Raw genomic sequence first — 22,804 nt, 5'->3', positions numbered from 1 at the left:
GTGCACTATCTCGACACCTCGGCTCTGGTGAAGCTCGTCGTCGACGAGCCGGAATCGGCTGCCTTCCGCGCGTGGGCGCTGACGCCCGAATTCGAGTTGATCTCGAGCGATCTCGTGCGCACCGAGTTGCTGAGGGCGGTGAGGTGCGTCCACCCTGAACGCGCGGTCCTCGCTCACCAGGTTCTGGAGCAGATCGATCTGCTCAGACTGACCTCGGCTGACTACGACGAGGCCGGCAGGATCGCGCCGGATGAGTTGGGTTCTCTCGATGCGCTCCACCTCGTTGCAGCGCTTCGCCTCGGTGACCAGCTCGAAACGCTGGTCACCTACGACGACAGGCTGGCTGCGGCAGCCCAGCTCAACGGCGTGACCGTCAGCGCGCCGGCGTGACCGTCAGCGCGCCAGCCGGACCCGGGATGAGTCAGGCCGCGTAACAGATCGTCACGCTGCAACCGCCCACGGCGCCCGCTCACTAACGTGACTCGGCGTGACATCGACGACTTCTGCAGCCCAGCATCCATCAGGCGACGACACCGCGGGCGGCACGCGCAAACGCAAGCCGAAGCGCTGGTACACCTCGTTCGGCGTGCAGATCATCGCCGGCCTCGTGGCCGGTGTGGTGGTCGGCCTCATCGCCCGTACGCTCGGTGGCACGGCACTGAACCCGAACTGGCTCACGGCGTCTGTGACCACGATCGGCGGCGCCTACGTCTCGCTGCTGACCGCGGCGGTGGTGCCGCTCGTCTTCACCGCGGTGGTCAGCTCGATCGCCAACCTGCGCAAGGTTTCTAACGCGGCCCGCCTCGCCGTGCAGACTCTGATCTGGTTCGCGATCACCGCCTTCATCGCGGTGCTCATCGGCATCGCGCTCGGCCTCATCGTGCAGCCGGGTGCGCACACCGGTGTCACCAAGGCGGACGCCGCCGACCCGACCCACGTCGGCTCCTGGTGGGCCTTCCTCGCCGGACTCATCCCGGCGAACGTGTTCGGCCTCTCCGCGCAGTCGCAGGTGGTGGGCACCGGAGCGCACGCGGCCGTCACCACCGCGGTGTCGTTCAACGTGCTGCAGGTGATCGTCATCTCTGCAGCGATCGGCATCGCCGCGCTCATGGTCGGCAAGAAGGCGGAGCCCTTCCTCAACCTGACCACCTCGGTGCTGGCGATCATCCAGAAGGTGCTGTGGTGGATCATCCGCCTGGCCCCGATCGGCACGCTGGCACTGATCGGCAAGGCGGTCGCCACCTACGGGTGGGATGCCCTCGGCTCGCTCGGCGTCTTCGTGATCTCGATCTACGTCGGACTCGTGATCATCCTGTTCGTCGTGTACCCGACCATCGTTCGCACCAACGGGCTGTCGATCAAGCAGTACTACTCGGGCGCGTGGCCGGCCATCCAGCTCGGCTTCGTGTCGCGCTCGTCGATGGGCACCATGCCGCTCACGGAGCGCATCACCGAGCGCAACCTCGGTGTGCCGCGGGCGTACGCATCGTTCGCGGTGCCGCTCGGTGCGACCACCAAGATGGATGGATGCGCCGCCCTCTACCCGGCGCTCGCCTCGATCTTCGTCGCGCAGTTCTACGGCATCCATCTCTCGCTGGGGCAGTACCTGCTGATCGTGGTCGTCGCCGTCATCGGATCCGCTGCGACGGCCGGCACCACCGGCGCGACAGTGATGCTCACGCTGACGCTCTCCACCCTGGGCCTGCCGCTCGCCGGTGTGGGCCTGCTGCTGGCGATCGACCCCATCATCGACATGGGCCGCACCGCGATCAACGTCGCCGGGCAGGCACTCGTGCCGACCATCGTCGCCAAGCGCAACGGCATCCTGGACCTCGGTCTCTACAACGCGCGCCGGAACGGCAGCGACCCGTTCAACGACGATGACGTGGATGGAAGCGACGCCGACGAGAAGGAGCTGGAGCCGGCCGCCGCCTGAACCGAGCGCCGATGCCGTCTCACTGACAGAAAATGCTCTTCGCCCGCCGGCGGAGAGCATTTTCTGCAGGTGAGACGGCATCGCGGCACCGCCGAGGGTGTGTCTCTCAATTCGGGATCGGGTGAGGATGTGCTCGGTGCGGTCGATCGCAAGGACGAGGAGGAGAGCGTCACTGGTGGTGACGCCGACGACGAGGACGCAGGGAGCGGCCGTACCGGGCGCACCGCAGCCCAGCCCGAATTGAGAGACACACCCTAGCCTTGTCAGGTGCGCAGGCCGACGACACGGATGCTCCGCGCGGCCGCCATGGTCGCGCTGGCCGGGCTGCTCGGGTCGGGTCTGCTGACCGGGTGCGCGGCATCCGCGCCGAAGCCGCACCGCACGGCATCCGTCTCGCCGAGCCGTCGACCGACGCCGACGCCCACCCCGACTCCGACGGATCCGATCGCCGGCATGACGCTTCAGCAGAAGGTCGGCCAGCTGTTCATGGTCGGCACGCAGGCGACCGCCGCGGATTCGACCACGCTCGACGCAGTGAAGTCCCTGCACGTCGGCAACGTATTCCTCGCCGGCCGGTCGCACGGCGGCGTGGCCGCGACGAAGGCCGTCGTGTCGCAGTTCACCTCGCTGGTCGGTGCCGACACGACCGCCGGACTGCCGCTCCTCGTCGCCACGGATCAGGAGGGCGGCGAGGTTCAGGTGCTGAACGGCCCCGGGTTCGACGCCATGCCCTCGGGGCTGCAGCAGGGCGCCATGGATCCGGCGCAACTGAAGGATGCCGCACAGGCGTGGGGTGGCGAGCTGAAGGCATCCGGTGTGAACATGAACCTCGCGCCGGTGGTCGACCTCATCGCGTCGCCGCAGGTCGCGGCGAACAACCCGCCGATCGGTGGATTCGACAGGCAGTACGGCTACGACCCGGCCACCATCACGACGCATGCGGATGCGTTCCGCGCCGGGATGGACGCCGCCGGCGTCGTTCCCGTGATCAAGCACTTCCCGGGACTGGGCGCGGTGACCGAGAACACCGACACCGACTCCGGTGTCACCGACAGCACCACGACCGCGACGAGCCCGAGCATCGGCGTGTTCGGCGCCGAGATTGAGCACGGAGCCCGGGTCGTGATGATGTCCACCGCGATCTACACCCAGCTCGATGCCGGAGGCCCTGCGGTGTTCTCGTCGGCCATCGTCACCGGCCTGCTGCGGCAGAAGCTCGGATTCGACGGTGTGATCATGAGCGACGACATGTCCGCGGCGAAACAGACCTCCGCCTGGGCACCCGGCGACCGGGCGGTGCTCGCACTCGAGGCGGGCGTCGACATCGTGCTCATCTCGGCGGAACCGTCGCTCGCGGCCCCCATGGTGACCGCAGTGGTCGCGAAGGCACAGGCAGACCCCGCGTTCGCGGAGGTGGTGGACGCGGCCGCCCGTCGCGTCGTGCAACTCAAGCGCGACCAGTTCGGCGGTCCCGCTGCTTGAGCTTCTCGTACTCCCGCTGGTTGGGCTCGTCGTGCTCCCGCTAGTACTTCCCGCTGGTTGGGTGTGCTCCACTCCCGCTGGTTGAGCTTGTCGAAACCAGACCCAACGGGTTTCGACAAGCTCAACCAGCGGGTGGGGGCCAACCCGTGGGTGGGGGCTCAATCCGCGGGTGGGGCTCAACCTGCGGTGGGGGCGGACGCGCGCGGCTGCTGCTGCGTGATGCAGTGGATGCCGCCGCCGCGCTCGAAGATGGCGCGGGCATCCACTCCGACGACCTCGCGACCGTCGTATGCCGCTGCGAGCATATTCAGCGCCTGCTCGTCGTTCGGATCGTCGAACGTGCACGCGATGACACCGCCGTTGACCACCAGATGGTTGATGTAGCTGTAGTCCACGAAATCCTCGTCGTCGCGCAGCACCTGCGGCGCAGGCACCTCGACGATGTCCCATTCCGCGCCGTCGGCGGTGCGTGAAGCACGAAGCGTGTCGAGGATGCCGTGGGTGATCGCGTGGTCTGGGTGCGAGGCATCCTGCTGGCTGTGCACGAGCATTCGTCCAGGCGACGGGATCGTGGCGACGATGTCCACATGGCCGCGCGTGCCGAAGCGCTTGGCGTCGCGGTACAGCCCGCGCTTCAGCCAGATCGGGTTCGTGGTGCCGATCGTGCGTGCGAGCTCGGCCTCGACGTTCTCTTTCGTGCGTTCCGGATTGCGGCCCGGGTCGAGTTGCACCGTCTCGGTGAGCAGCACAGTGCCGAGCCCGTCGACGTGGATGGCGCCGCCCTCGTTCACGAGGTCGCTCGGCACGCGCGTGACCCCGGCTCGGGCGGCCACGAGGGAACCGATCACGGAATCGCTGCCCCACCGCGCCCAGTCCTGTGCGCCCCAACCGTTGAACCGCCAGGTCACGGCGCCGAGGCGGCCGTTCTCGCCGAGCACGAATGTGGGGCCGATGTCGCGCATCCACGCGTCGTCGAGCGGTGCGATCACGAGCTCCACCTCACTCGAGAGGTATCGCCTGGCCGCTGCGAGATCGTGCGGGTCCACCACCATCGTCACCGGCTCGAACCGGAGGATGCTGTGGGCCACCTCGCGCCAGGCGGTGCGCGCCTCGTCGAGTTCGCCGGCCGTGTCGCCGAGGTAGCCGCCGTCGGGAGGGAACGCCATCCAGACGCGGTCCTGGCGTTCGGTCTCGGCGGGCATGCGCCAGGCCGTGCGCTCGTCGTGGTCGTCGGATGCTCCGCCCGCTTCGGCCGCCTCGCCCGGCTCGCTCACCTCGACGGTGGCGACGACGTCGACGGTCTCGACGGTCTCGACGGTCTCGACGACCCCGACGGTCTCGACCGTCTCGACGGTCGCGACGGTCTCGACGACCTCGCCGTCGGCGCTCGCGGAGAGGGTCTCGGTCTCGGTCTCGACCATCCTCACTTCGACGGCGTCGACGACCTCCCCCGAACGATCGACGGCGAAGAGCTCCGCTTCGACGCCCGAACCGTTGCCGTTCTCCGGTGTTCTCTTGCGGTCATCCTTGGTCATGGCATCCCCCTCGGCCCATCGTCCCATCCCGTGCGCCGGCGCGAACCGCCTGCTCAGGGAGTATCACTGCCACCCAATGGGTGGTCGGCATCCACCGGCCTGGTCAGCAGCCCATACGTGTCGGGGCGCCGCGTCGCCAGGAACGGGAACAGCGTGAGCCAGTGCGACCGCTGGTCGAGGTCGAGGTCGGTGACGAGCACGGCCTCCTCGTCGCGCGGTGCCTCCACGAGAACCCGGCCATAGGGGTCGGAGATGAACGACGACCCGTAGAACGTCAGCTCGCCCTCGTCGCCGGTGCGGTTCGGCACGATCATGAACGTGCCGGCGGTGATGCCGTTGCCGACGATGACGTGCCGCCACACCGGTGCGGTGTCGAACGCCGGATAGTCCGGCTCCGAGCCGATGGCCGTCGGGTACACGATGATCTCGGCCCCCGCCAGCGAGTAGAGGCGGGCCACCTCGGGGAACCACTCGTCCCAGCACGTGGGCATGCCCAGCGCCGCGCCGTGGAGTTCGGCCGGCCGGTGCACCGGGTACGGGTCAGCCGCCGGACCGGGCCTGAAGTACGTGTGCTCGTAGTATCCGGCGGTCACCGGGATGTGCAGCTTGTTCGTCGAGCCGACCAGCTCGCCGTCGCGTCCGACGAAGATCGCCGTGTTCAGGCCGAGCCCGTCGCTCGGCGCATCGCTGCGATCGTCGCGCTGGTAGAGGGATGCGTGCACTGCGACACTGTGCTTCCTGGCCGCTCGAGACGCGAAGGCGAGCGTCGGCCCGGTGAGCAGGTCCTCGGCGGAATCGGATGCCCGACTCCCGCCGCGCACATACGCCGGATACTTCGACAGCGTCAGCTCCGGCAGAAAGACCGCGGAGGCGCCGGATGCCGCCGCCTGGCCGATCGCGGCATCCAGCACGGATTCGAGTTCGTCACGATCCTCCCGCCAGCGGTGCTGCACCAGCGCGACGCGTACCGGAGCGCGGCGGGGCGAGGCATGCGACGCCGGGTTGCCCTCGTTCGTCAGGAGACCAGGGGCCAGGGACTCCGGTCCCGCGAGGGAGGGGAACGGACCATCGGCGGTGATCAGGCGCATCGTCGAGCCTTTCGTGAGTTGTGCGGGGAGCTGTGTCGGACTGCAGGGACCGGTGTCGGACTGCAGAGGGCGGTGTCGAACTGCAGAGAGCGGTGTCGGACTGCGGAGGGCGGGTGGTGCCGGAAAGCCTGTCGTATCAGACGAGCCAGTCGTATCAGACCAGGATGCGCCGACTCTGAACGAACACGTCCTGCTCGAAGCCACGTTGCGGCGTCGAGCCGCCCCGGCTCGATCGCTTAGTGGGCGCCGACCCGCCCTCGCGGTTCCTGGCACCCGGCTACAGTCCGTTCCGCGCTCTCAGCGCAGCCCACATCTCCGCCCGTTCGGCGAACGAGTCGAAGTCCCGTCCCAGTATCTGCTCGGCCGTGCGGATGCGAGCCGTCAGGGTGTGCCTGTGCACCCCGAGGGTGCGAGCGGCCGCGTCGTACACGCCGTTGTGCTCCAGCCACGTGAGCAGCGAGTCGGCGAGCACGCCGTCGCCATCGTGCGCGTGCAGCGGCGCGAGCATCGCGGATGCCCGAGCACGCGCATCAGGGCCGTCCAGCGCGACGAGCAGCTCGTTGCGGGCATCCGCCCGATCGTTGTCGGAGGCGGATGCCCGAGCAGCGGCCTCCGCCGACCCCGCAGCAGCCGACGAGCGCTGCTTGGCCTCGACACGCGACACGGAGCGCTCGAGCGCGGCCAGGTCGGCGCCGGCCAGCCCGCCCGGATCACCCAGTTCACGGCCGAGGGAGTGCGCATCCTCCAGCGCGCGCAGAAGCACGTCGCGCATCGCGGAGTGTGCCGCCTCGAGTGCACGACCTTGTTCGAGGGCGAGTCCGGCGAGTGCGACGACGCCGGTCACGACCTGCTGTGCGGCCTGGTCGACCTCGTCATCGCCGCCGTGTGCGAGCACGCCGAGCAGCCGGTCGCTGGCGCCGATCGTCTGCAGCGACACGACCGTCGCGGACTCGACGATCGTGGATGCCGCCCGCCGGCGGGCATGCAGCATCCGTGCCGCCTCGGTCTCGACATTCGCACGTGCGGATGCCGTCAGCGCCGCGGACGGGAACACGCGATCGACCGCTCCCGACGAATCCACGAGCGCAACCCAACGACCAAGCTGCCGGGAGAGCTCGGCGAGGGTTGCGGAGAGCCCGTCCGTTCGCAGGGCGGCAAGCGAGACGGCTCGCTGCGCCGAGAGTGCCCACGTGTTGCGCGCGTAAGCCTGTTCGGCGACGAGGTCGGCCGCGTACCGCGCCACGGCGATGAACGGCGTACGGTACGGAACCTCGAACAGCGGGAGTCCGACGCGAAGGCAGGAGTCGGCGAGGCCGTCCGGGGTCTCGCGCACGACATCCGTGCCGAACCCGAGCCCGGCCACACCCGCCGCCGCGAGCCGCTCGACGTAACCGTCGTAGTCAGAATCCGGACCCTCCGCGGTTGGGGCGGCGTCCCCCGTGGGTGGGGTGGCGTCTCCCGTGGGTGGGGTGGAGTCTCCCGTGGGTGGGGTGGCATCTCCCGTGGGTGGGGTGGAGTCTCCCGTGGGTGGGGCGACGTCTCCCATGGGCGGGGCGGCGTCTCCCGTGGGTGGGGTGGCGTCTCCCGTGGGTGGGGTCGCATCTCCCGTGGGTTGAGCTTGTCGAAACCCAGCCGAATCGGGTTTCGACAAGCTCAACCCACGGAGAGGGGGGCTCGACTCGCGGGAATGTGTGCTCAACCCACGGGAATGTGCGCTCAACCCACGGGAATGTGCGCTCAACCCACGGGAATGTGTGCTCGACCCACGGGAATGGGGACGCGCAGGGGTGCCGAACTGCGTCCCCGTCGTCAAGAGCACCTGGCCCGGGATGACGAACGGCGTCGGGTCCGTCAGGTCGGTGCTGTGCACCCAGGACACCTCGGCGTCCAGGGCGCCGGAGGGCAGGCCGTCTGCGGGAGTGAGGAGGCGCAGTCCCAGTTCGTGGTGGGCGAGCAGAACGCCGACCGTGGGTGAGGGCATCCAATCATTGTACAGAGTGGCCAGCTGGCGGCATCCAATTCGACAAGATGTACAGGTGTGCTCGATGCTCGTCGTCTTAGCCTGGGCGAGAGGCAGCCCACACCGATGCGTGGGCGTGCGCAGCAGCAACTTCGCAACGAATCGAGACAAAGATGACCATCGTCGACATGCAGCCAGGCGCTGCGCCCGTCGCACCGATCGGGGGCCCGGAGCTGCCGCAGGAGCGCCGCCTCGTCACCGAGATTCCGGGACCACAGTCCCGTCGACTGCTGGAACGCAAAGCCGAGGCTGTCGCCAAGGGCGTCGGCCACACGGTTCCCGTCGCAACCGTCGCCGCGGGCGGCGGTGTGCTGGTGGATGCCGACGGCAACTCGTTCATCGACCTCGGCAGCGGCATCGCCGTCACAGGCGTCGGCAACGCGGCGCCGCGGGTGGTCGAGGCCGTGCAGCGACAGGTCGCACAGTTCACGCACACCTGCTTCACGATCTCGCCGTACGACTCATATGTCGATGTCGCCGAGGCCCTGAACCGGCTCACGCCCGGCGACTTCCCGAAGCGCAGCGCCTTGTTCAACTCCGGTGCGGAGGCCGTCGAGAACGCGGTGAAGATCGCCAGGCACTACACGAAGAAGCAGGGCGTCGTCGTCTTCGACCACGCGTACCACGGGCGCACGAACCTCACCATGGCGCTGACCGCGAAGAGCATGCCTTACAAGAGCGGCTTCGGCCCGTTCGCCCCCGAGGTGTACCGCGTGCCGATGTCGTATCCCTACCGGGACGGCCTGAGCGGAGCGGATGCCGCCGCTCGCGCGATCGCGCAGATCGAGGTGCAGGTGCGCGCCGAGAACCTCGCGGCCATTCTGATCGAACCGATCCAGGGCGAGGGCGGTTTCGTCGTTCCGGCCGAGGGCTTCCTCCCGGCGCTGCAGAAGTGGGCGAACGACAACGACGTGGTGTTCATCGCCGACGAGGTGCAGACCGGGTTCGCCCGCACCGGCACCATGTTCGCCAGCGAGCAGTTCGGCATCGTGCCCGATCTCGTCACGACCGCGAAGGGCATCGCAGGGGGGCTCCCGCTCTCGGCCGTCACCGGACGCGCCGAGATCATGGACTCCTCGCAGGTCGGCGGACTGGGCGGCACGTACGGCGGCAACCCCATCGCCTGTGCTGCGGCGCTCGCCACCATCGAGACGTACGAGCAGGACGGCCTGGCCGCCCGCGCCCGCGCCCTGGGAGACATTCTGCAGCGCAGGCTGACGGAACTGAAGGCATCCGACCCGCGAATCGGAGACGTGCGCGGACGCGGCGCGATGATGGCGATCGAGCTCGTGAACCCCGAGACCGGGGCACCGGATGCCGCACTCACCTCGCGCGCGGCCGCCGCGGTGATCAAGCAGGGTGTTCTCGTGCTCACGTGCGGCACGTGGGGAAATGTGATCCGATTCCTGCCGCCGCTGGCGATCTCGGATGAGCTTGTGAACGAAGGACTGGACATCGTCGGAAAGGCGTTGAAGGAATGCTGAACACGAAGAATGCGCTCGCCGGAGTGCGTGGCGCTCTCGAGAAGGTCACCGAGAAGGCGGTTCTGGCCCTCGTGCCGGATGAGCTGTACATCGGCGGCGAGTGGGTGGCCGGCGAACGCCCGAGCGAGCTGAAGGTCTACGACCCCGCGACCGGCGCCGTGCTGAAGACCATCGCGGATGCTTCGCCTGCCGACGGCATCCGTGCGCTCGACGCCGCCGTGGCGGCGGCCGACGACTGGGCTGCGACACCGCCGCGCGTGCGGGGCGAGGTTCTTCGCCGGGCGTTCGACCTGCTTCAGGAGCGCGCCGACGAGTTCGCGTTGCTCATGACGCTCGAGATGGGCAAGCCCCTCGCCGAGGCACGCGGCGAGGTGACCTACGGTGGCGAGTTCCTGCGCTGGTTCAGCGAGGAGGCCGTGCGCATCACGGGCCGCTACGGCACGAACCCCGAGGGCACCGGACGCATGATCGTGTCGCAGCATCCGGTCGGCCCGTGCTTCTTGATCACCCCGTGGAACTTCCCGCTGGCGATGGCCACCCGCAAGATCGCTCCTGCGGTCGCCGCCGGCTGCACGGTGGTCGTCAAGCCGGCGGCGCTGACACCGCTCACGACCCTCTACTTCGCGAAGCTGATGGAAGACGCCGGCCTGCCGGCCGGTGTGCTGAACGTCGTGACCACGACGACGTCCGGTGCGGTGTCGTCGCCGATCATCGCCGACCCCCGGCTGCGCAAGCTGTCGTTCACCGGTTCGACGCCGGTGGGTGTCACGCTGCTGAAGGAGGCATCCGAGAATGTGCTGCGCACGTCGATGGAGCTCGGCGGCAACGCGCCGTTCGTGGTGTTCGAAGACGCCGACCTCGACAAGGCCGTCGACGGAGCCATGGCGGCCAAGTTCCGCAATATCGGAGAGGCGTGCACCGCGGCTAACCGGTTCATCGTGCACGAGTCCGTCGCCGAGGAGTTCGCCGTGAGGGTGACCGAACGGGTGCGGGCGCTGAAGATCGGCCGCGGAACCGACGACGGCGTCACCATCGGACCCCTCATCGACGGCAAGGGCGTGGCCAAGGCGACCGAGCTGGTGAAGGACGCGGTCGACCGCGGCGCCACGCTGCGCATCGGCGGCTCGGCGATCGAGGGCGACGGCACGTTCTTCGAGCCGACGGTCGTCACGGATGTCGTGGCGGGCAGCGACATTCTGCGCGAGGAGATCTTCGGCCCGGTGCTGGCGGTCGTGCCGTTCCATGACGAGGACGAGGCCGTGCGCATCGCGAACGACACGGAATACGGGCTGATCGGCTACGTCTTCACGAAGGATCTCGCGCGCGGGCAGCGGATGATCGAGCGCCTGCAGACCGGCATGATGGGCCTCAACCTGGGCGTCGTGTCGAACGCGGCAGCACCGTTCGGCGGTGTCAAGCAGTCCGGCCTCGGTCGCGAGGGCGGGTTCGAGGGCATCCACGAGTACTTGTCGACGAAGTACACGCTCACCCCCAACCCGTTCGCGTAGACCGGGCTCGGCCGGTCGGCGCGCGCGCCGCCGGTCCAGCTCCTTGACCGGCGACAAGCCCGGCAGCCGGAGCCGCTCGATGCTGCCGCGGCCAGACTACGGTTCCGCGGCCGAGACTACGGTCGTCGGCCGTAGTCTCGGCGTGAGGATCGTAGTCTCGGCGTGAGGATCGTAGTCTCGGCGTGAGGATCGTAGTCCGGGCGCGGCACCGTGGTTTCGGCCCGGGCTTGGCCCCTCCAGGCGGGTGGCTTCAGGACTCTTCGAACAGCAGCTTGAAAACGCTTGGACCAGTTGAACCAGAAGGACCACAAGATGAGCGCAATCGAGCGCGACGTCGTCGTCATCGGGGCCGGAGCATCCGGCCTGACCGCGGCGTACGAACTGCAGAAGGCCGGCCACAGCGTCGTCGTGCTGGAGGCGCGGGACCGGGTCGGTGGCCGACTGTGGACCGACGAGATCGACGGCGCCATGCTCGAGCTCGGCGGGCAGTGGGTGTCTCCTGAGCAGGATGCCCTGAAAGACACACTCGCCGAGCTCGGCCTCGAACGATACGAGCGCTACCGCGACGGAGACAGCGTCTACGTCGGACGCGACGGCGAGCTGAAACGCTTCCAGGGCGAGATCTTCCCGGTGGCGCCGCCGACCGAGCGCGAGCTGGTGCGGCTGATCGAGACGCTGGACGCGCTCGTCGCGCAGATGGACCCGGAGCGTCCCTGGGAGCATCCGGATGCCGTCGCCCTCGATCGCGTCTCGTTCGAACGCTGGCTGGAGAACCAGACCGACGACCAGGAGGCGCGCGACAACATCGCCCTCTTCATCGCCGGCGCGATGCTCACGAAGCCGGCGCACGCGTTCTCGGCGCTGCAGGCGTTGCTGATGGCGGCATCCGCCGGGAGCTTCTCGAACCTTGTGGATGCCGACATCATTCTGAACGAACGCGTCATCGGCGGCCTGCAACAGGTGCCGCTGCGCCTGGCCGAACGGCTCGGCGACGACGTGCTGCTGAACAACCCCGTGCGTACCCTGCGCTGGGGGCCGGACGGCGTGACCGCGATCGCCGACTCCGCAGAGGTGGATGCCCGCATCGCCGTGCTGGCCGTGCCGCCGCACCTGATCAGCCGGGTGAGCTTTCAGCCGCCGCTCCCGCGCAGGCAGCAGCAACTGCACCAGCACCTCTCGATGGGATTCGTCATCAAGGTGCATGCCGTGTACGAGAGGCCGTTCTGGCGCGAGCACGGTTTGAGCGGCACCGCCTTCAGCCCGTACGAGCTGGTGCACGAGGCGTACGACAACACGAACCACGGGGATGCCCGCGGCACGCTCGTCGGCTTCGTCTCGGACCTGGGCGCCGACGACGTGTTCCGGCTGAGCGCCGACGAGCGCAGGCGGCGCATCCTGGAGTCCCTGTCGCACTACTACGGCGACCAGGCGCTGTCGCCGGTCGTGTACTACGAAAGCGACTGGGGCAGCGAGGAGTGGACGCGCGGCGCCTACGCCGCCAGCTTCGACCTCGGCGGCCTACAGCGGTACGGAGCAGACCTGCGCGAACCGGTCGGCCCTATCTGGTTCTCGTGCAGCGACCTCGCCGGTGCCGGCTACCAGCACGTCGACGGCGCGATCCGCATGGGCCGCCGCACCGCGGCCGCGCTCGCCGAGCTGTTGTAGCGTCCCCGCCGCGGGTTCGCGGCCCTTGGTGCAGAGTCGCGGGCTCACGGCCCCTGGTGCACGGTCGCCCGGTTTACAGGGCCCCCCGGTTTGCATGGTCACCCTGTTCACGTAGCGAAGCCGGCCCCTTCCGGCGTCTCAAAGGGGCCGACTTCGCGACGGGAACCGGGGGAGAGGCCGGAGCGGAGGTCGGGGGAGGGACCGGGCAGCCGGGGCCGTTGGTCAGGCCAGGGCGCGGGCCCGGAGTGCCTCGTTCACGGGTGCGAAGGCGACCTTGTCGAAGACGAGCTCGATGTCGGTGATGCGTCCGTCGGCCACGTGCACGTTCTCGACGCATATCACTGCGCCGGCCGGGGTGTCGGTGACGAAGTCGTAGACGACGCAGGCGTGGTCGCCGTTCTCGTAGACGTCACGGATGTCGTTGCGCACGAGGGCGGGGAGCAGTCGCTCCAGCGCGGACATCCACTGCTGTTTGTCGGAGATCCCTGGTGCGACGCGGGCTTCGAGAGTGTCGGCCAGGAGGCCGTCGACGGTCTCGAGGTCGTGCGACCCCACCGCCTCGATGTAGGCGCGGGCCGTCCCCGCGGGAGTTGTCGTGTTCATATCCGCAGCTTAAACACAAAGCAACATGAGTACAAGAGCGCGTTGGTAGATGCTAGCCTCTTGCCATGGCACGTGAAGCGGCGGCGCGCAGCGACGACTCGGGTGAGACGGATGTTCCCCCTCGCGTGGCCGCCACACCGCAAGCCGCGCGTCGGAACCGGCTACGAGGGCCCGGCGAACCCGCCGCCGACATCGACCGCGGTCTGCGTGCGCTCGCCGACGGCAACCGTCGGGCGATCCTGGCGGCGGTGCGCGATCATCCGCAGTCCGTCGGCGACGTCGCCGCGCGGCTCGAGCTCTCACAGCAGATCACCTCGCATCACCTGCGCGTGCTGCGCGACGCCGGACTCGTCGAGGAGTCCCGCGACGGCACGCGGCACCTCTTCATCGTGCGAACCGACGGCCTCGCGGCCGTGCGCGACTACCTCGACGGCTTCTGGCCGGCTCAGCTCGCCCGGCTGAAGGCGGCGGTGGAGGGGCGTGTGGGCGACGAGGTCAGGGCCGACCGAGCAGAGAGCGCCGGAGTCCCCAGAGTCGCCGGAGCCGGCGGATGACCGTCTTCCGCACCTCGATCGACATCGCGGCCGAGCCCGAGGCGGTGTTCGAGTACCTCGTGACGAACGACGGCATGACCGCCTGGATGGGTCAGCACGCCTCGCTGGTCCCGCAGCCGGGCGGACGATTCGAGGTCGACGTCGCAGGCTATCCCGTGCGCGGCCGCTACCTCGAGGTCGATCCGCCCAAACGCGTCGTGGTGTCATGGGGCTTCGCGGGCAGCGACGACCTTCCGCCCGGCGCGTCGCGGGTGACGTTCGAGCTCACTCCGACGAGGGAGGGCACGCGGGTCGACCTGGAACACTCCGGGCTTCCGGATGCCCGCCTTGCCGGACATCGCGCCGGCTGGGCGCACTTTCTGCCGCGGCTTCGTGAAGCCGGCGCGGGGCATCCGCTCGGCACGGACGACTGGCGGCCGGCGATCTGAGTTCCCCGGCAGACGCGCTCTCCGCCGATAGTGTCGTGGGCGTGGGGGAGCGACAGTTCGACTCTGCAGTGCCGACCGACCGCCGAGACGGCGGTCGGCGCTGGCGTCGCGGCGGAGGCCGGAAATGGCCTCCGCTTTTAGCTCCAGCGCACGCACACGCCGTGGTCGCGTGGGGATCCGTCGTCATCGTGCTCGGCATCGGCACGGTGTTCGCTTTCGTCAATCCGTGGCCGACCGCGCTGCTGATCCGCACGGTCTTCGAGATCAACGCACACCAGACCGTGCAGACGATGCAGAAATATGCGCCGACGAGCGGGCTTCGCGAACGGATGAACGTGCCGTACGCATCCGGCGGATCGTCCGACACCACCTTCGACCTGTATGCACCTGCCGGGGCGGTGCAGCCGCGCACCACCGTGGTGTGGATCCACGGCGGCGCCTGGATCTCCGGCAGCAAGGAGAACGTCGATCCGTACGTCGAGATGATCGCCTCGCACGGCTACACCGGCATCAGCCTCAACTACACGGTGGCGCCGGAAGCGCAGTATCCGACCGCTCTCAAGCAGCTCAACTCGGCGCTCGCGTACATCGTCGAACACGCCTCGGAACTGGGCGTCGATCCGTCGCACATCGTGCTCGCCGGCGACTCGGCGGGCGCTCAGTACGCGGCACAGCTGGCGACGCTGGTGACGAACGAGGCGTATGCGAAGGGGTTGGGCATCCGTCCGGCGCTGGACTCCGATCAGCTGGCCGCCGTCATCCTGAACTGCGGCATCTACGACGTGCGCGGCATCCCGAAGGCGCCCGGCATCGGCGGGTGGGGGTTCCGGGTGGCGCTCTGGGCGTACCTGGGCACGAAGGACTGGCTGCACACGCCGGGCGGTGAGGCCATGACGACGATCGACCACGTCACGAAGGACTTTCCGCGCACGTGGATCTCCGGAGGCAACGCGGATCCGCTCACCGCGTCGCAGTCGAAGCCGATGGCGGCGAAGCTGGAGAGCCTGGGCGTGCCGGTGACGAGCGTCTTCTACCCGGCCGACGAGAATCCGCCGCTCGAACACGAGTACCAGTTCCATCTGAACCTCGCGGCGGCGCGGTCGGCGCTGGCATCCACACTGCAATTCCTGAGCACGATCGGCTGACGCGCGCGCTCGGCTGCGGCAGCCCGCGACCGCCGTGACCGGCGCGGCCGAGCGCCGTGGCCAATTGCGCCAGTTGTACGTGTCTGCGCCCGAATACCTGGCGCGGACACGTACAACTGGCGCGATTGCGTGCCGAGTCGCGCCGCTCAGGAGTCGAAGCCGAGCCCTACGGCATCCATCGTGCGAAGAAACAGGTTGCGACGGCCCTCGTTGTGGTCGGCGCGGTCGAGAGCCCACCTCATCAAGTTGACGCCGACGGATGCCACGGGCTCCGGCGGGAACGGAATCGGCTTCGAGCGCACCAGCTTCAGGCTCGTTCGCTCGGTCTCGGCGCCGGAGAGGAGGTCGAGCATGACCTCGGCGCCGAAATGCGTCGCGGCGACGCCGAGCCCCGTGAAGCCCGTCGCGTACGCGATGCGGCCGCCGCGCGCGGTGCCGAAGAACGCGCAGAACCGGCTGCAGGTGTCGATCGCACCCGCCCACTTGTGGGTGAATCGCAGCCCGTCGAGCTGCGGGAACGTCGTGAAGAAGTGCTCGGCGAGCTTTCGGTGCGTCGCCTCACGCTGCTCGTACGGCGCGCGTACGCGGCCGCCGAAATGGTAGACGGCGTCGTATCCGCCGAACAGGATGCGGTTGTCGGCGCTCAGGCGGTAGTAGTGGAACTGGTTCGCGCTGTCACCGAGACCCTGGCGGCCCTGCCAGCCGATCGCATCCAGCTGCTCGGTCGAGAGCGGTTCCGTCATCAGCACGTAGTCGTAGACCGGCACGGTGTACAGGCGGTTGCGCTTCAGCAGCGACGGGAACACGTTCGTGCCCAGGGCCACCTTCTTCGCACGCACGACGGCGGCCGAGGGGCGACCTGTCAGGTCGCGCGCCGCGGTATGCACGTCGACGCCCTCCGCCTTGCCGGGTGTGCTTGCCCGGCGGCCGGTGGTGACCAGCTCGGTGGCGGGCGTGTTCTCGAAGATCCGCACACCGGCATCCGCGCATGCCCGTGCGAGCGCTCTGGCGAGTTTCGCCGGATGCACGAGAGCGCTGTCGCGCTTGTGGAACAGGCCGGCCAGGTAGGTCGGCGAGTGCACGGATGCCTGCATCTCGGCCTCGTCGAGGAACACGTCGTCTGCACCGGTCGCGCCCTCGTGCAGCCACGGAACCTGGTGCGGCTCGATCGCGACGTCGATGGCGCCGTTGCGCTCCCAGTCCGCATCGAGGTTCAGCCCGCGGATGATCGCCTCGATCGCGTCGAGATTCTCGCGCCCCATGCGCGCCAGCTGGTCGTACTCGTCGGCGAACCGGGTTCGGCCGTTCTCTTCGCCGTGCGTGAGGCTCGACTCGGCGAAGCCGCCGTTGCGTCCGGATGCGGCCCAGCCGATCGTCTTGGCCTCCAGCAGCACGACCTCGATCGACGGGTCGCGCCGCTTGGCGCTGAGTGCGGTCCACAACCCGGAGTAGCCGCCGCCGACGACGACGAGGTCGGCCGTGGTGCTCGCTGTGAGCGACGGGTACGTGTCGCCAGGAGCATCCTCGAGCCAGAACACCGCCTGCCTGGTGCCGGTGAGGGCGTGGTCGACAGTGAGGGCGTTCGGGCGCCGGCGCTCGAACACTGTTGTGCCCATGGGGTGCCTCGCTTCTCGTGAGCTGCGGCGCGGATCGGCCGGGACCGGATGCCTGCAGCCCGCCTTCATCCTCGCAGGCGGCCGGCGTCGGAGGCGGGGTGGATTCAGTCGTGAATCGGCGCCGAACCGGGCGATTCGTCCGTCGCGCGCGGGCGTCGCGGACGCGGCGGCGTCATCACCCGCACGGAGCGGATGAGCCCGCACGGTGCGGACGAGCCCGCACGGAACGTACGCCCACTGCGTGGTGGCTCGTCCCTACCGTGCTCGCCCGTCCGCTCTGTGCTCACTCGTCGACATCGTGGTGGTGTGGCGCCACCGCGATCAGTGCGGTGCTGAGCACGAGCAACGGCAGTACGAAGAGGGCCGCGACCGAGTATCCCTGCTCTTTCGGCAGCAGTGCCCCTGCCGGGGTCGCGGTGGCGAGCAGCAGGCCGGCGACGGCGCTGCCGATGCTGAAGCCGACACTGCGCACGATCTGGTTGATCGAGAGAACGCTCGACGTCTCCCTCTGCGGCACGCCCTGCAGCACGAGTCTCGGCATGATGGCCGAGACCCCGCCGACTCCGAAGCCGAGCACGCCCATGGCCGCGAGCGTTGCGACGAGCGATCCGGGCGTGATCGCGAACACGACGGCGGCGACGATGACGAAGGTCGCGTAGATCACGAACGTCCAGCGCGCCGACACGTGCGCGGTGAACCACGGCGTGAGTCGGCCGGCGAGGAACCCGAGCACGGAGAACGGGATGAGCGCCGCTCCCGCCAGCACACCCGAGAGGCCGAACCCGTATCCCGCGCCGCTCGGTGTCTGAACGTAGCGGGTGAGAAGTGCGAACAGCAGATACATGCCGACGCCCGCGGTGAGCATCGCGGCGTTCGCGCGCAGCAGCCCGCCGCGGCTGAAGAGGCCGAGGTCGACCAGCGGCGCCGCCGTGCGACGTTCGACGGCGACCCAGCCGGCGAGAGCGATGGCCGCCGCAGCCAGGATGCATGCCCCGACCCACGGCACGCCCCACACGGAAGGCTGCGCGACCGCCAGCAGCACCCCCAGGGTTCCGATGCCGAGGAGTATCGCGCCGGGATAGTCGATTCTGCTGCCCCGGCGCGGGACGCCGATCGGGCGGGCAGCATCGCGCCGGAGCGGCGCATCCCTCGGGCGGGGCGCATCGCTTTCGCTCGGCGCATCCCTCGGGATCGTGTGCCACGCGATGAGAGCTGCCACGAGTGAGATCAGAAAGCCGGCGCCATAGGCGAAGCGCAACCCCACCAGCTGGTCGATGAGGCCCATCAGCGGATAGGCGACGCCGATGCCGACCGTGCCTGCAACGGAAATGGTCGCGATCGTGGAGTGCGCGCGCTCTGCGGGCAGGCGGTCGCGGGCGACACTCATCAGCAGGGCGATGAGGCCGAGGCCGAGGCCCTGGAGCGCGCGCCCGACCAGCAGTATCGCGAACGGCAGCACGCCAAGCGCCTTCGGGGAGAGGGCCAGTGCTCCCGACGAGAGTGGGAGTGCAGTGAGCAGTCCACCGAGGGCGACCAGGCAGCTGGTGACGAGGATGCCCGCACGCCGATGGGATCCGGCGCCGAGTCGGCCCAGAACGGGCGCCGTGATCGCCCCGGCGAACAGGGTCACCGTGAGCGTCCATTGCGCGGCATCCAGCGGCACGTCGAGCTGCAGCGCCACTGACGTGATCAGTGGCGCACCGACACCGCCGATGACGGCACCGAGGAACGCGATGCCGACCAGCGCCGCGCCGAGGTGTCTCGCTGTCGGACGGAGGACCGCGCTCACCGATTCGTCTCGGCGGTGATGTGCTCGAAGAGGCCCGGCTGTATGCGCGTTCGGATGCCGTCGGCCCAGGGTTCGTGCACCTCGTCGACGTCCATCGCGGCGCCGGCGTTCAGCAACATCCCGAACGCCAGGAACGACTTGACGGTCACGGCATCCAGCCCTGTCGTGTCGGCGACGACCTGCCACATGCGCCCGAGCCGTGCGCGGACCGCCGCCCGCACCTCGGGATCCCCGCAGGCGGCGAAGCCCTGCAACTGCAGCAGCAGCGACGTGCGGTTCTCGAGCTGGTCGTAGTACTGCGCGCCCATGCGGCTCAGCGCCTCGAGGCCGGTGGCGTGCGCGGTATCCACGGGCGCGCCGGCCTCCGCACCGCCCGTGGATGTGTCGGCGGTGTTCGAGTCCGGGCCCCAGACGGCCGTGCGAGCACTGGCCGCGAGCAACCCTTCGCTCAGCCCGTCGAACGCCGCTGTCACCAGCTCCAGGAACAGCGCCTTCTTCGTGCCGAACATGCGGAACACATACGCCTGGGTGATGCCCGCCTCGCGGGCGATCGCCTCGGTGGATGCCCCGTGCAGGCCGTGCTGCGCGAACTCCCGCGCCGCGATCTCCAGTACCTGTGCGCGCCGGTCGGCCCCGCGCATCCGTTCTGCCATGGGAATTATGTTACTGAATAGTAACTAGTAACTAAACGGCGAGTCGTAGTCGGGTCGCGATGAAGGCCTGCCCGCGATGACGGCCCGCCGGCCATGACGGCGTGCCCGTGATGTCGTTCGCACGAGCGCTGGCATCCGCCACCGGAGAGCGCGAGAATCGCCCCATGATCGCCGACACCCACGCGCAGCCCCCGAGCTTCGCCGACCTGCATGCCGGCCCGCAACCGTTGCTCTTGCCGAATGCGTGGGACGTCGCGTCGGCGCTCGGCTTCGTCGCGGCGGGTTTCGCCGCAGTCGGTACGACGAGCTTCGGCGTGAATGCCGCGCGGGGGACTCCGGATGGCGATGGGTCGGGTCGGGACGCGACGCAAGAGCTGGTGCACCGACTGCGTGCGCTTCCGGCATACATCTCCTCAGACATCGAGGACGGCTACAGCGACGATCCCGCCGAGGTCGCCGACTTCGTCGAGCAACTCGGCGTCGCGGGCGTCAACATCGAGGACTCGCAGCACAGCCGTCTCGTCGATCCGGCAGTGGTGGTCGGCAAGATCACGGCGATCAAACGCGCCGCGCCCGCCGTCTTCGTCAACGCCCGCGTCGACACGTACTGGTTGCACATCGATGACACACCGCAGACCACGATCGATCGCGCGAAAAGCTACCTCGATGCCGGGGCGGACGGCGTCTTCGTGCCGGGAGCAGCAGAACCGGTGCTGCTGGAAACTCTTGCCGCGGGCATCCCCGCACCGGTCAACGTTCTCGCCACGCCTCACCTGACGCTCACGCAGCTGGGCGACCTGGGCATCCGTCGTGTCAGTACCGGGTCGCTTCCGATCCGTGCCGCGATCGATGCCGCCGTGGCCGTCGCCGAGACCATTCGCGATGGCGGGCTCGCACCCGCTGCCACATCGTACGCGGAGGCGCAGCGCCGGCTCGAGGAATACGCGCGGCGCACCGCCCGATCGACGTGAGCGGAGCGGCCATCAGGGGAGACGGAAAGCGGGTGCGGACGGGAATCCGCTGAACCGCCTGCCCGACAGGGGTCGACTCGCGAGCCGCGGATGGATATCATCGCCATCGGTGAGCCCGAACATGAAAACCATTGACATACGCTGCGCGTGCCCGCGAAAGCCTGCTCTCAGGAGTGCGCGCCCGTGAGCATCCAGTCGAGTATTCAAGCCTTGACGGATGGCTACCCGCCGTCGATGAAGCGCATCGCCGAGGTGATCGTCGCTCGGCCGCAGGCCGTACTCGAGCTCACCATCACGGAGCTCGCCCGGCTCTGCGAGACGTCGGAGACCACGCTCGTGCGGTTCGCCAGGACGCTCGGATTCGCCGGATACGCCGCACTCAAGCTTCAGATGGCGGCCGAGCTCGCCGCCGAGACCGCACAGCTCGGGGCGGAAAGCAGCTACGGATCCGACATCGCACCCACCGACACCCTCGCCGAGACGGTGGCGAAGATCAGCGGGTCGGAGCTGTTCGGCATCCGCGAGACCGCAGCCGGCCTCGATCTCGACACACTGCAGAAGGTGATCGACGCGGTCGCCGCGGCGCAGCGCACCGTCGCGTTCGGCGTCGCCGCCAGCAACATGGGTGCCCGCGACCTCAAGGAGAAGCTGCTGCGCATCGGACGGGTGGCCCTCGGCTTCACGGATGCGCACGACGCGGTCAGCTCCGCATCGCTGCTCGGGCCGCGCGACGTCGTGATCGGCCTCTCGCACGGCGGCCAGACGCGCGAGGTGGGCGAACTGCTCCGCGTCGCGCACGCCGGCGGCGCGACGACGGTGGCGATCACCAACGTGCCGGGCTCGCCGGTCACGCGCGACGCCGACCTCGTGCTGCGAACGTCGGTACGCGAGACCACGTTCCGCTCTGGCGCCATGGCCAGCCGCATCGCGCAGCTGACCATCGTGGACTACATCTTCGTCGGCGTCGCCCGCACCACCTACGAGGCAAGCGTTCAGGCGCTCAAGACCAGCCGCGAGAGCCTTACGCGCCTGCGCGGAGAGCGGTAGGCGAGCGGTGCCAGAGGTATGCAGCCGGAGGATGTCGTGAGTCCCTACGCGACGCGGGCGAGCGACGGCACCGTGCTCGAGGGCGGCGCAGTCGTCGCGTACGCACTGCTCGACGAGCAGGGCCGGATGCTCGCATCCCGCAACCCGCACACCGTCTTCTATGCGGCATCCACCGTGAAGCTCGGGGTGATGCTCGCCGCGGTCATCGCGTCGGAGCGCGGCGAGCTGAGCCTGGATGACACGCTCGAGTGCCGCAGCGAGTTCGACTGCTCACCGCACGTTGCGCCAGTACCGCTGGTTCAGCCTGCTTCGCCGGATGGGCTGGTCCCGCTGGTTGGGCCCGTACCGCTGGTTGAGCCTGTCCCGCTGGTTGAGCCTGTCCCGCTGGTTGAGCCCGTACCGCTGGCTGGGCCTGTCCCGCTGGTTGAGCCCGTACCGCTGGCTGGGCCTGTCCCGCTGGTTGAGCCCGTACCGCTGGTTGAGCCTGTCCCGCTGGTTGAGCCTGTCGAAACCAGTACCGCGACCGGGTTTCGACAGGCTCAACCAGCGGTTGGTGGGTTTCGACAAGCTCAACCCGCGGTGCGTCAACCCGCGGCTGCTCAACCCGCGGTGGCGGAGAGCACCTTCCGCCTCGATCCGGAGGACCGCGACGCGGAGTTCCCTGCCGACGGCGAACGGGCAACCATCCGCGACCTGGTCGCGATGATGATCACCCGGTCGTCCAATGAGGCGACGAACGTGTTGTTCGACTGGCTCGGTCCTGCGTCGATCGCCGAGGCGTTCCGGCTCTGCCGCGCGACCGACACGCGCATGGAGCGCAGGATCGGCGATCCGTGCGCCATTCGCTCCGGTCTCACCAACGAGTCGACTCCGGCCGACCTCGCGGCCGTCATGCGCTGCATCGTCGGCAGTGGCCTGACCACCCGTACGAATGCGGACTGGATGCGCGGCGTGCTGGAGGCGCAGGAGCATGCGCGCATCGGATCCGTGGTTCCGAGCGGAACGCCGTGGGGTTCCAAATCGGGAAATGTGCCCGGCATCGAGCACGACGTCGCGTTCGTCGGACCGGCGGGATCCCGGCGTTTCATCGCGATCTGCACCAGCGGTTTCGAGCCGGAGCAGGGACGCGAAGTCATCAGAGCGGTCGCGGACGCGCTGCTCTAGTCGAAGGATTTCCGGCCCATCGGGAGGCCGGATTCGCCCAAAGGAGGGACCGAAAAGTGGCACACGCACCACGGAGAAGCGTCGAATCGGGATCGGATGGCGCACCACCGCCACGG

The 22,804-nt window shown here is 68.9% G+C and carries 19 protein-coding genes; 12 read left to right on the top strand and 7 right to left on the bottom strand.

Translation table 11 applies throughout. The features are described 5' to 3' along the window. The 3 genes from ACYVDK_RS17475 (at nt 1) to ACYVDK_RS17465 (ending at nt 3,418) form a co-directional block, all read left to right on the top strand. The gene (locus tag ACYVDK_RS17475) at nt 1–390 is read left to right on the top strand and encodes a type II toxin-antitoxin system VapC family toxin (protein ID WP_460524128.1); all 390 of its coding nucleotides are present in this window, start codon (nt 1–3) and stop codon (nt 388–390) included. A gap of 97 nt (nt 391–487) precedes the next feature. Further along, nucleotides 488–1,936: a dicarboxylate/amino acid:cation symporter gene (locus tag ACYVDK_RS17470; RefSeq protein WP_460524126.1), complete on the top strand. Its 1,449-nt coding sequence runs from the start codon at nt 488–490 to the stop codon at nt 1,934–1,936. 267 nt (nt 1,937–2,203) lie between these two features. After that, nucleotides 2,204–3,418, top strand: a complete 1,215-nt coding sequence (locus ACYVDK_RS17465) for a glycoside hydrolase family 3 N-terminal domain-containing protein (RefSeq protein ID WP_460524124.1) — start codon at nt 2,204–2,206, stop codon at nt 3,416–3,418. A 176-nt stretch (nt 3,419–3,594) separates the two neighbouring features. On the opposite strand, the gene ACYVDK_RS17460 is transcribed toward ACYVDK_RS17465, so the two are convergent. The 3 genes from ACYVDK_RS17460 to ACYVDK_RS17450 form a co-directional block, all read right to left on the bottom strand. Next, nucleotides 3,595–4,620, bottom strand: coding sequence for an agmatine deiminase family protein (locus tag ACYVDK_RS17460; protein WP_460524354.1), 1,026 nt, complete (start codon nt 4,618–4,620; stop codon nt 3,595–3,597). Nucleotides 4,621–5,006: 386 nt separating this feature from the next. Further along, nucleotides 5,007–6,041, bottom strand: coding sequence for a carbon-nitrogen hydrolase family protein (locus ACYVDK_RS17455; RefSeq protein ID WP_460524122.1), 1,035 nt, complete (start codon nt 6,039–6,041; stop codon nt 5,007–5,009). A gap of 277 nt (nt 6,042–6,318) precedes the next feature. Continuing rightward, entirely contained in the window at nt 6,319–7,587 is a 1,269-nt protein-coding gene (locus ACYVDK_RS17450; RefSeq protein WP_460524120.1) for a helix-turn-helix domain-containing protein, read from the bottom strand. 587 nt (nt 7,588–8,174) lie between these two features. On the opposite strand from ACYVDK_RS17450, the gene gabT reads away from it, so the two are divergent. The 3 genes from gabT to ACYVDK_RS17435 all read left to right on the top strand — a co-directional run bounded on the left by gabT (nt 8,175) and on the right by ACYVDK_RS17435 (nt 12,718). Then, nucleotides 8,175–9,545, top strand: a complete 1,371-nt coding sequence (gene gabT / locus ACYVDK_RS17445) for an aspartate aminotransferase family protein (RefSeq protein ID WP_460524118.1) — start codon at nt 8,175–8,177, stop codon at nt 9,543–9,545. Next, nucleotides 9,539–11,053: an NAD-dependent succinate-semialdehyde dehydrogenase gene (locus ACYVDK_RS17440; protein ID WP_460524116.1), complete on the top strand. Its 1,515-nt coding sequence runs from the start codon at nt 9,539–9,541 to the stop codon at nt 11,051–11,053. The genes gabT and ACYVDK_RS17440 overlap by 7 nt, the downstream gene beginning before the upstream one ends. A 312-nt stretch (nt 11,054–11,365) precedes the next feature. Next, nucleotides 11,366–12,718 (top strand): flavin monoamine oxidase family protein, encoded by a 1,353-nt coding sequence (locus ACYVDK_RS17435; RefSeq protein WP_460524114.1) that lies wholly within the window; start codon nt 11,366–11,368, stop codon nt 12,716–12,718. Nucleotides 12,719–12,940: 222 nt separating this feature from the next. Here the strand turns inward: ACYVDK_RS17435 and ACYVDK_RS17430 are convergent, their stop codons facing one another. Then, nucleotides 12,941–13,321, bottom strand: coding sequence for a nuclear transport factor 2 family protein (locus ACYVDK_RS17430; RefSeq protein ID WP_460524112.1), 381 nt, complete (start codon nt 13,319–13,321; stop codon nt 12,941–12,943). A 65-nt stretch (nt 13,322–13,386) separates the two neighbouring features. Between ACYVDK_RS17430 and ACYVDK_RS17425 the strand changes: the two genes are divergently transcribed. The 3 genes from ACYVDK_RS17425 to ACYVDK_RS17415 all read left to right on the top strand — a co-directional run bounded on the left by ACYVDK_RS17425 (nt 13,387) and on the right by ACYVDK_RS17415 (nt 15,448). Further along, nucleotides 13,387–13,875, top strand: coding sequence for an ArsR/SmtB family transcription factor (locus ACYVDK_RS17425; RefSeq protein WP_460524110.1), 489 nt, complete (start codon nt 13,387–13,389; stop codon nt 13,873–13,875). Then, nucleotides 13,872–14,303, top strand: a complete 432-nt coding sequence (locus ACYVDK_RS17420; RefSeq protein WP_460524108.1) for an SRPBCC family protein — start codon at nt 13,872–13,874, stop codon at nt 14,301–14,303. Before ACYVDK_RS17425 ends, ACYVDK_RS17420 begins: the two co-directional genes overlap by 4 nt. A 161-nt stretch (nt 14,304–14,464) precedes the next feature. Next, nucleotides 14,465–15,448 carry an alpha/beta hydrolase gene (locus tag ACYVDK_RS17415; protein ID WP_460524106.1) on the top strand — a complete coding sequence of 328 codons (984 nt, stop codon included), beginning with the start codon at nt 14,465–14,467 and terminating at the stop codon, nt 15,446–15,448. Between the two features lie 146 nt (nt 15,449–15,594). On the opposite strand, the gene ACYVDK_RS17410 is transcribed toward ACYVDK_RS17415, so the two are convergent. From ACYVDK_RS17410 to ACYVDK_RS17400, 3 genes are all read right to left on the bottom strand, one after another. After that, nucleotides 15,595–17,064, bottom strand: a complete 1,470-nt coding sequence (locus ACYVDK_RS17410) for an NAD(P)/FAD-dependent oxidoreductase (RefSeq protein ID WP_460524104.1) — start codon at nt 17,062–17,064, stop codon at nt 15,595–15,597. Between the two features lie 283 nt (nt 17,065–17,347). Then, the gene (locus ACYVDK_RS17405; RefSeq protein WP_460524102.1) at nt 17,348–18,853 is read right to left on the bottom strand and encodes an MFS transporter; all 1,506 of its coding nucleotides are present in this window, start codon (nt 18,851–18,853) and stop codon (nt 17,348–17,350) included. Next, on the bottom strand, nt 18,850–19,506 hold the full coding sequence (locus ACYVDK_RS17400) for a TetR/AcrR family transcriptional regulator (protein ID WP_460524100.1): 657 nt from the start codon (nt 19,504–19,506) through the stop codon (nt 18,850–18,852). Before ACYVDK_RS17400 ends, ACYVDK_RS17405 begins: the two co-directional genes overlap by 4 nt. Before the next feature lie 110 nt (nt 19,507–19,616). On the opposite strand from ACYVDK_RS17400, the gene ACYVDK_RS17395 reads away from it, so the two are divergent. The 3 genes from ACYVDK_RS17395 (at nt 19,617) to ACYVDK_RS17385 (ending at nt 22,688) form a co-directional block, all read left to right on the top strand. Beyond that, nucleotides 19,617–20,477 carry an isocitrate lyase/PEP mutase family protein gene (locus tag ACYVDK_RS17395; RefSeq protein ID WP_460524098.1) on the top strand — a complete coding sequence of 287 codons (861 nt, stop codon included), beginning with the start codon at nt 19,617–19,619 and terminating at the stop codon, nt 20,475–20,477. A gap of 183 nt (nt 20,478–20,660) precedes the next feature. Beyond that, nucleotides 20,661–21,524, top strand: a complete 864-nt coding sequence (locus ACYVDK_RS17390; protein ID WP_460524096.1) for a MurR/RpiR family transcriptional regulator — start codon at nt 20,661–20,663, stop codon at nt 21,522–21,524. 36 nt (nt 21,525–21,560) lie between these two features. Further along, nucleotides 21,561–22,688: a serine hydrolase gene (locus ACYVDK_RS17385; RefSeq protein ID WP_460524094.1), complete on the top strand. Its 1,128-nt coding sequence runs from the start codon at nt 21,561–21,563 to the stop codon at nt 22,686–22,688. The last annotated feature ends 116 nt before the right edge of the window (nt 22,689–22,804 follow it).

It is taken from the genome of Humibacter antri, from assembly GCF_054777235.1.
This window is presented reverse-complemented; position numbering and strand designations above follow the sequence as displayed.

Excerpts from the sequence above, each read along its gene's own strand:
- ACYVDK_RS17460 (WP_460524354.1), bottom strand. The coding sequence starts at position 4,620 with ATGCCCGCCGAGACCGAACGCCAGGACCGCGTCTGGATGGCGTTCCCT.
- ACYVDK_RS17455 (WP_460524122.1), bottom strand. The coding sequence starts at position 6,041 with ATGCGCCTGATCACCGCCGATGGTCCGTTCCCCTCCCTCGCGGGACCG.
- ACYVDK_RS17450 (WP_460524120.1), bottom strand. The coding sequence starts at position 7,587 with ATGGGAGACGTCGCCCCACCCACGGGAGACTCCACCCCACCCACGGGA.
- gabT (WP_460524118.1), top strand. The coding sequence starts at position 8,175 with ATGACCATCGTCGACATGCAGCCAGGCGCTGCGCCCGTCGCACCGATC.
- ACYVDK_RS17440 (WP_460524116.1), top strand. The coding sequence starts at position 9,539 with ATGCTGAACACGAAGAATGCGCTCGCCGGAGTGCGTGGCGCTCTCGAG.
- ACYVDK_RS17435 (WP_460524114.1), top strand. The coding sequence starts at position 11,366 with ATGAGCGCAATCGAGCGCGACGTCGTCGTCATCGGGGCCGGAGCATCC.
- ACYVDK_RS17430 (WP_460524112.1), bottom strand. The coding sequence starts at position 13,321 with ATGAACACGACAACTCCCGCGGGGACGGCCCGCGCCTACATCGAGGCG.
- ACYVDK_RS17425 (WP_460524110.1), top strand. The coding sequence starts at position 13,387 with ATGGCACGTGAAGCGGCGGCGCGCAGCGACGACTCGGGTGAGACGGAT.
- ACYVDK_RS17420 (WP_460524108.1), top strand. The coding sequence starts at position 13,872 with ATGACCGTCTTCCGCACCTCGATCGACATCGCGGCCGAGCCCGAGGCG.
- ACYVDK_RS17410 (WP_460524104.1), bottom strand. The coding sequence starts at position 17,064 with ATGGGCACAACAGTGTTCGAGCGCCGGCGCCCGAACGCCCTCACTGTC.
- ACYVDK_RS17400 (WP_460524100.1), bottom strand. The coding sequence starts at position 19,506 with ATGGCAGAACGGATGCGCGGGGCCGACCGGCGCGCACAGGTACTGGAG.
- ACYVDK_RS17395 (WP_460524098.1), top strand. The coding sequence starts at position 19,617 with ATGTCGTTCGCACGAGCGCTGGCATCCGCCACCGGAGAGCGCGAGAAT.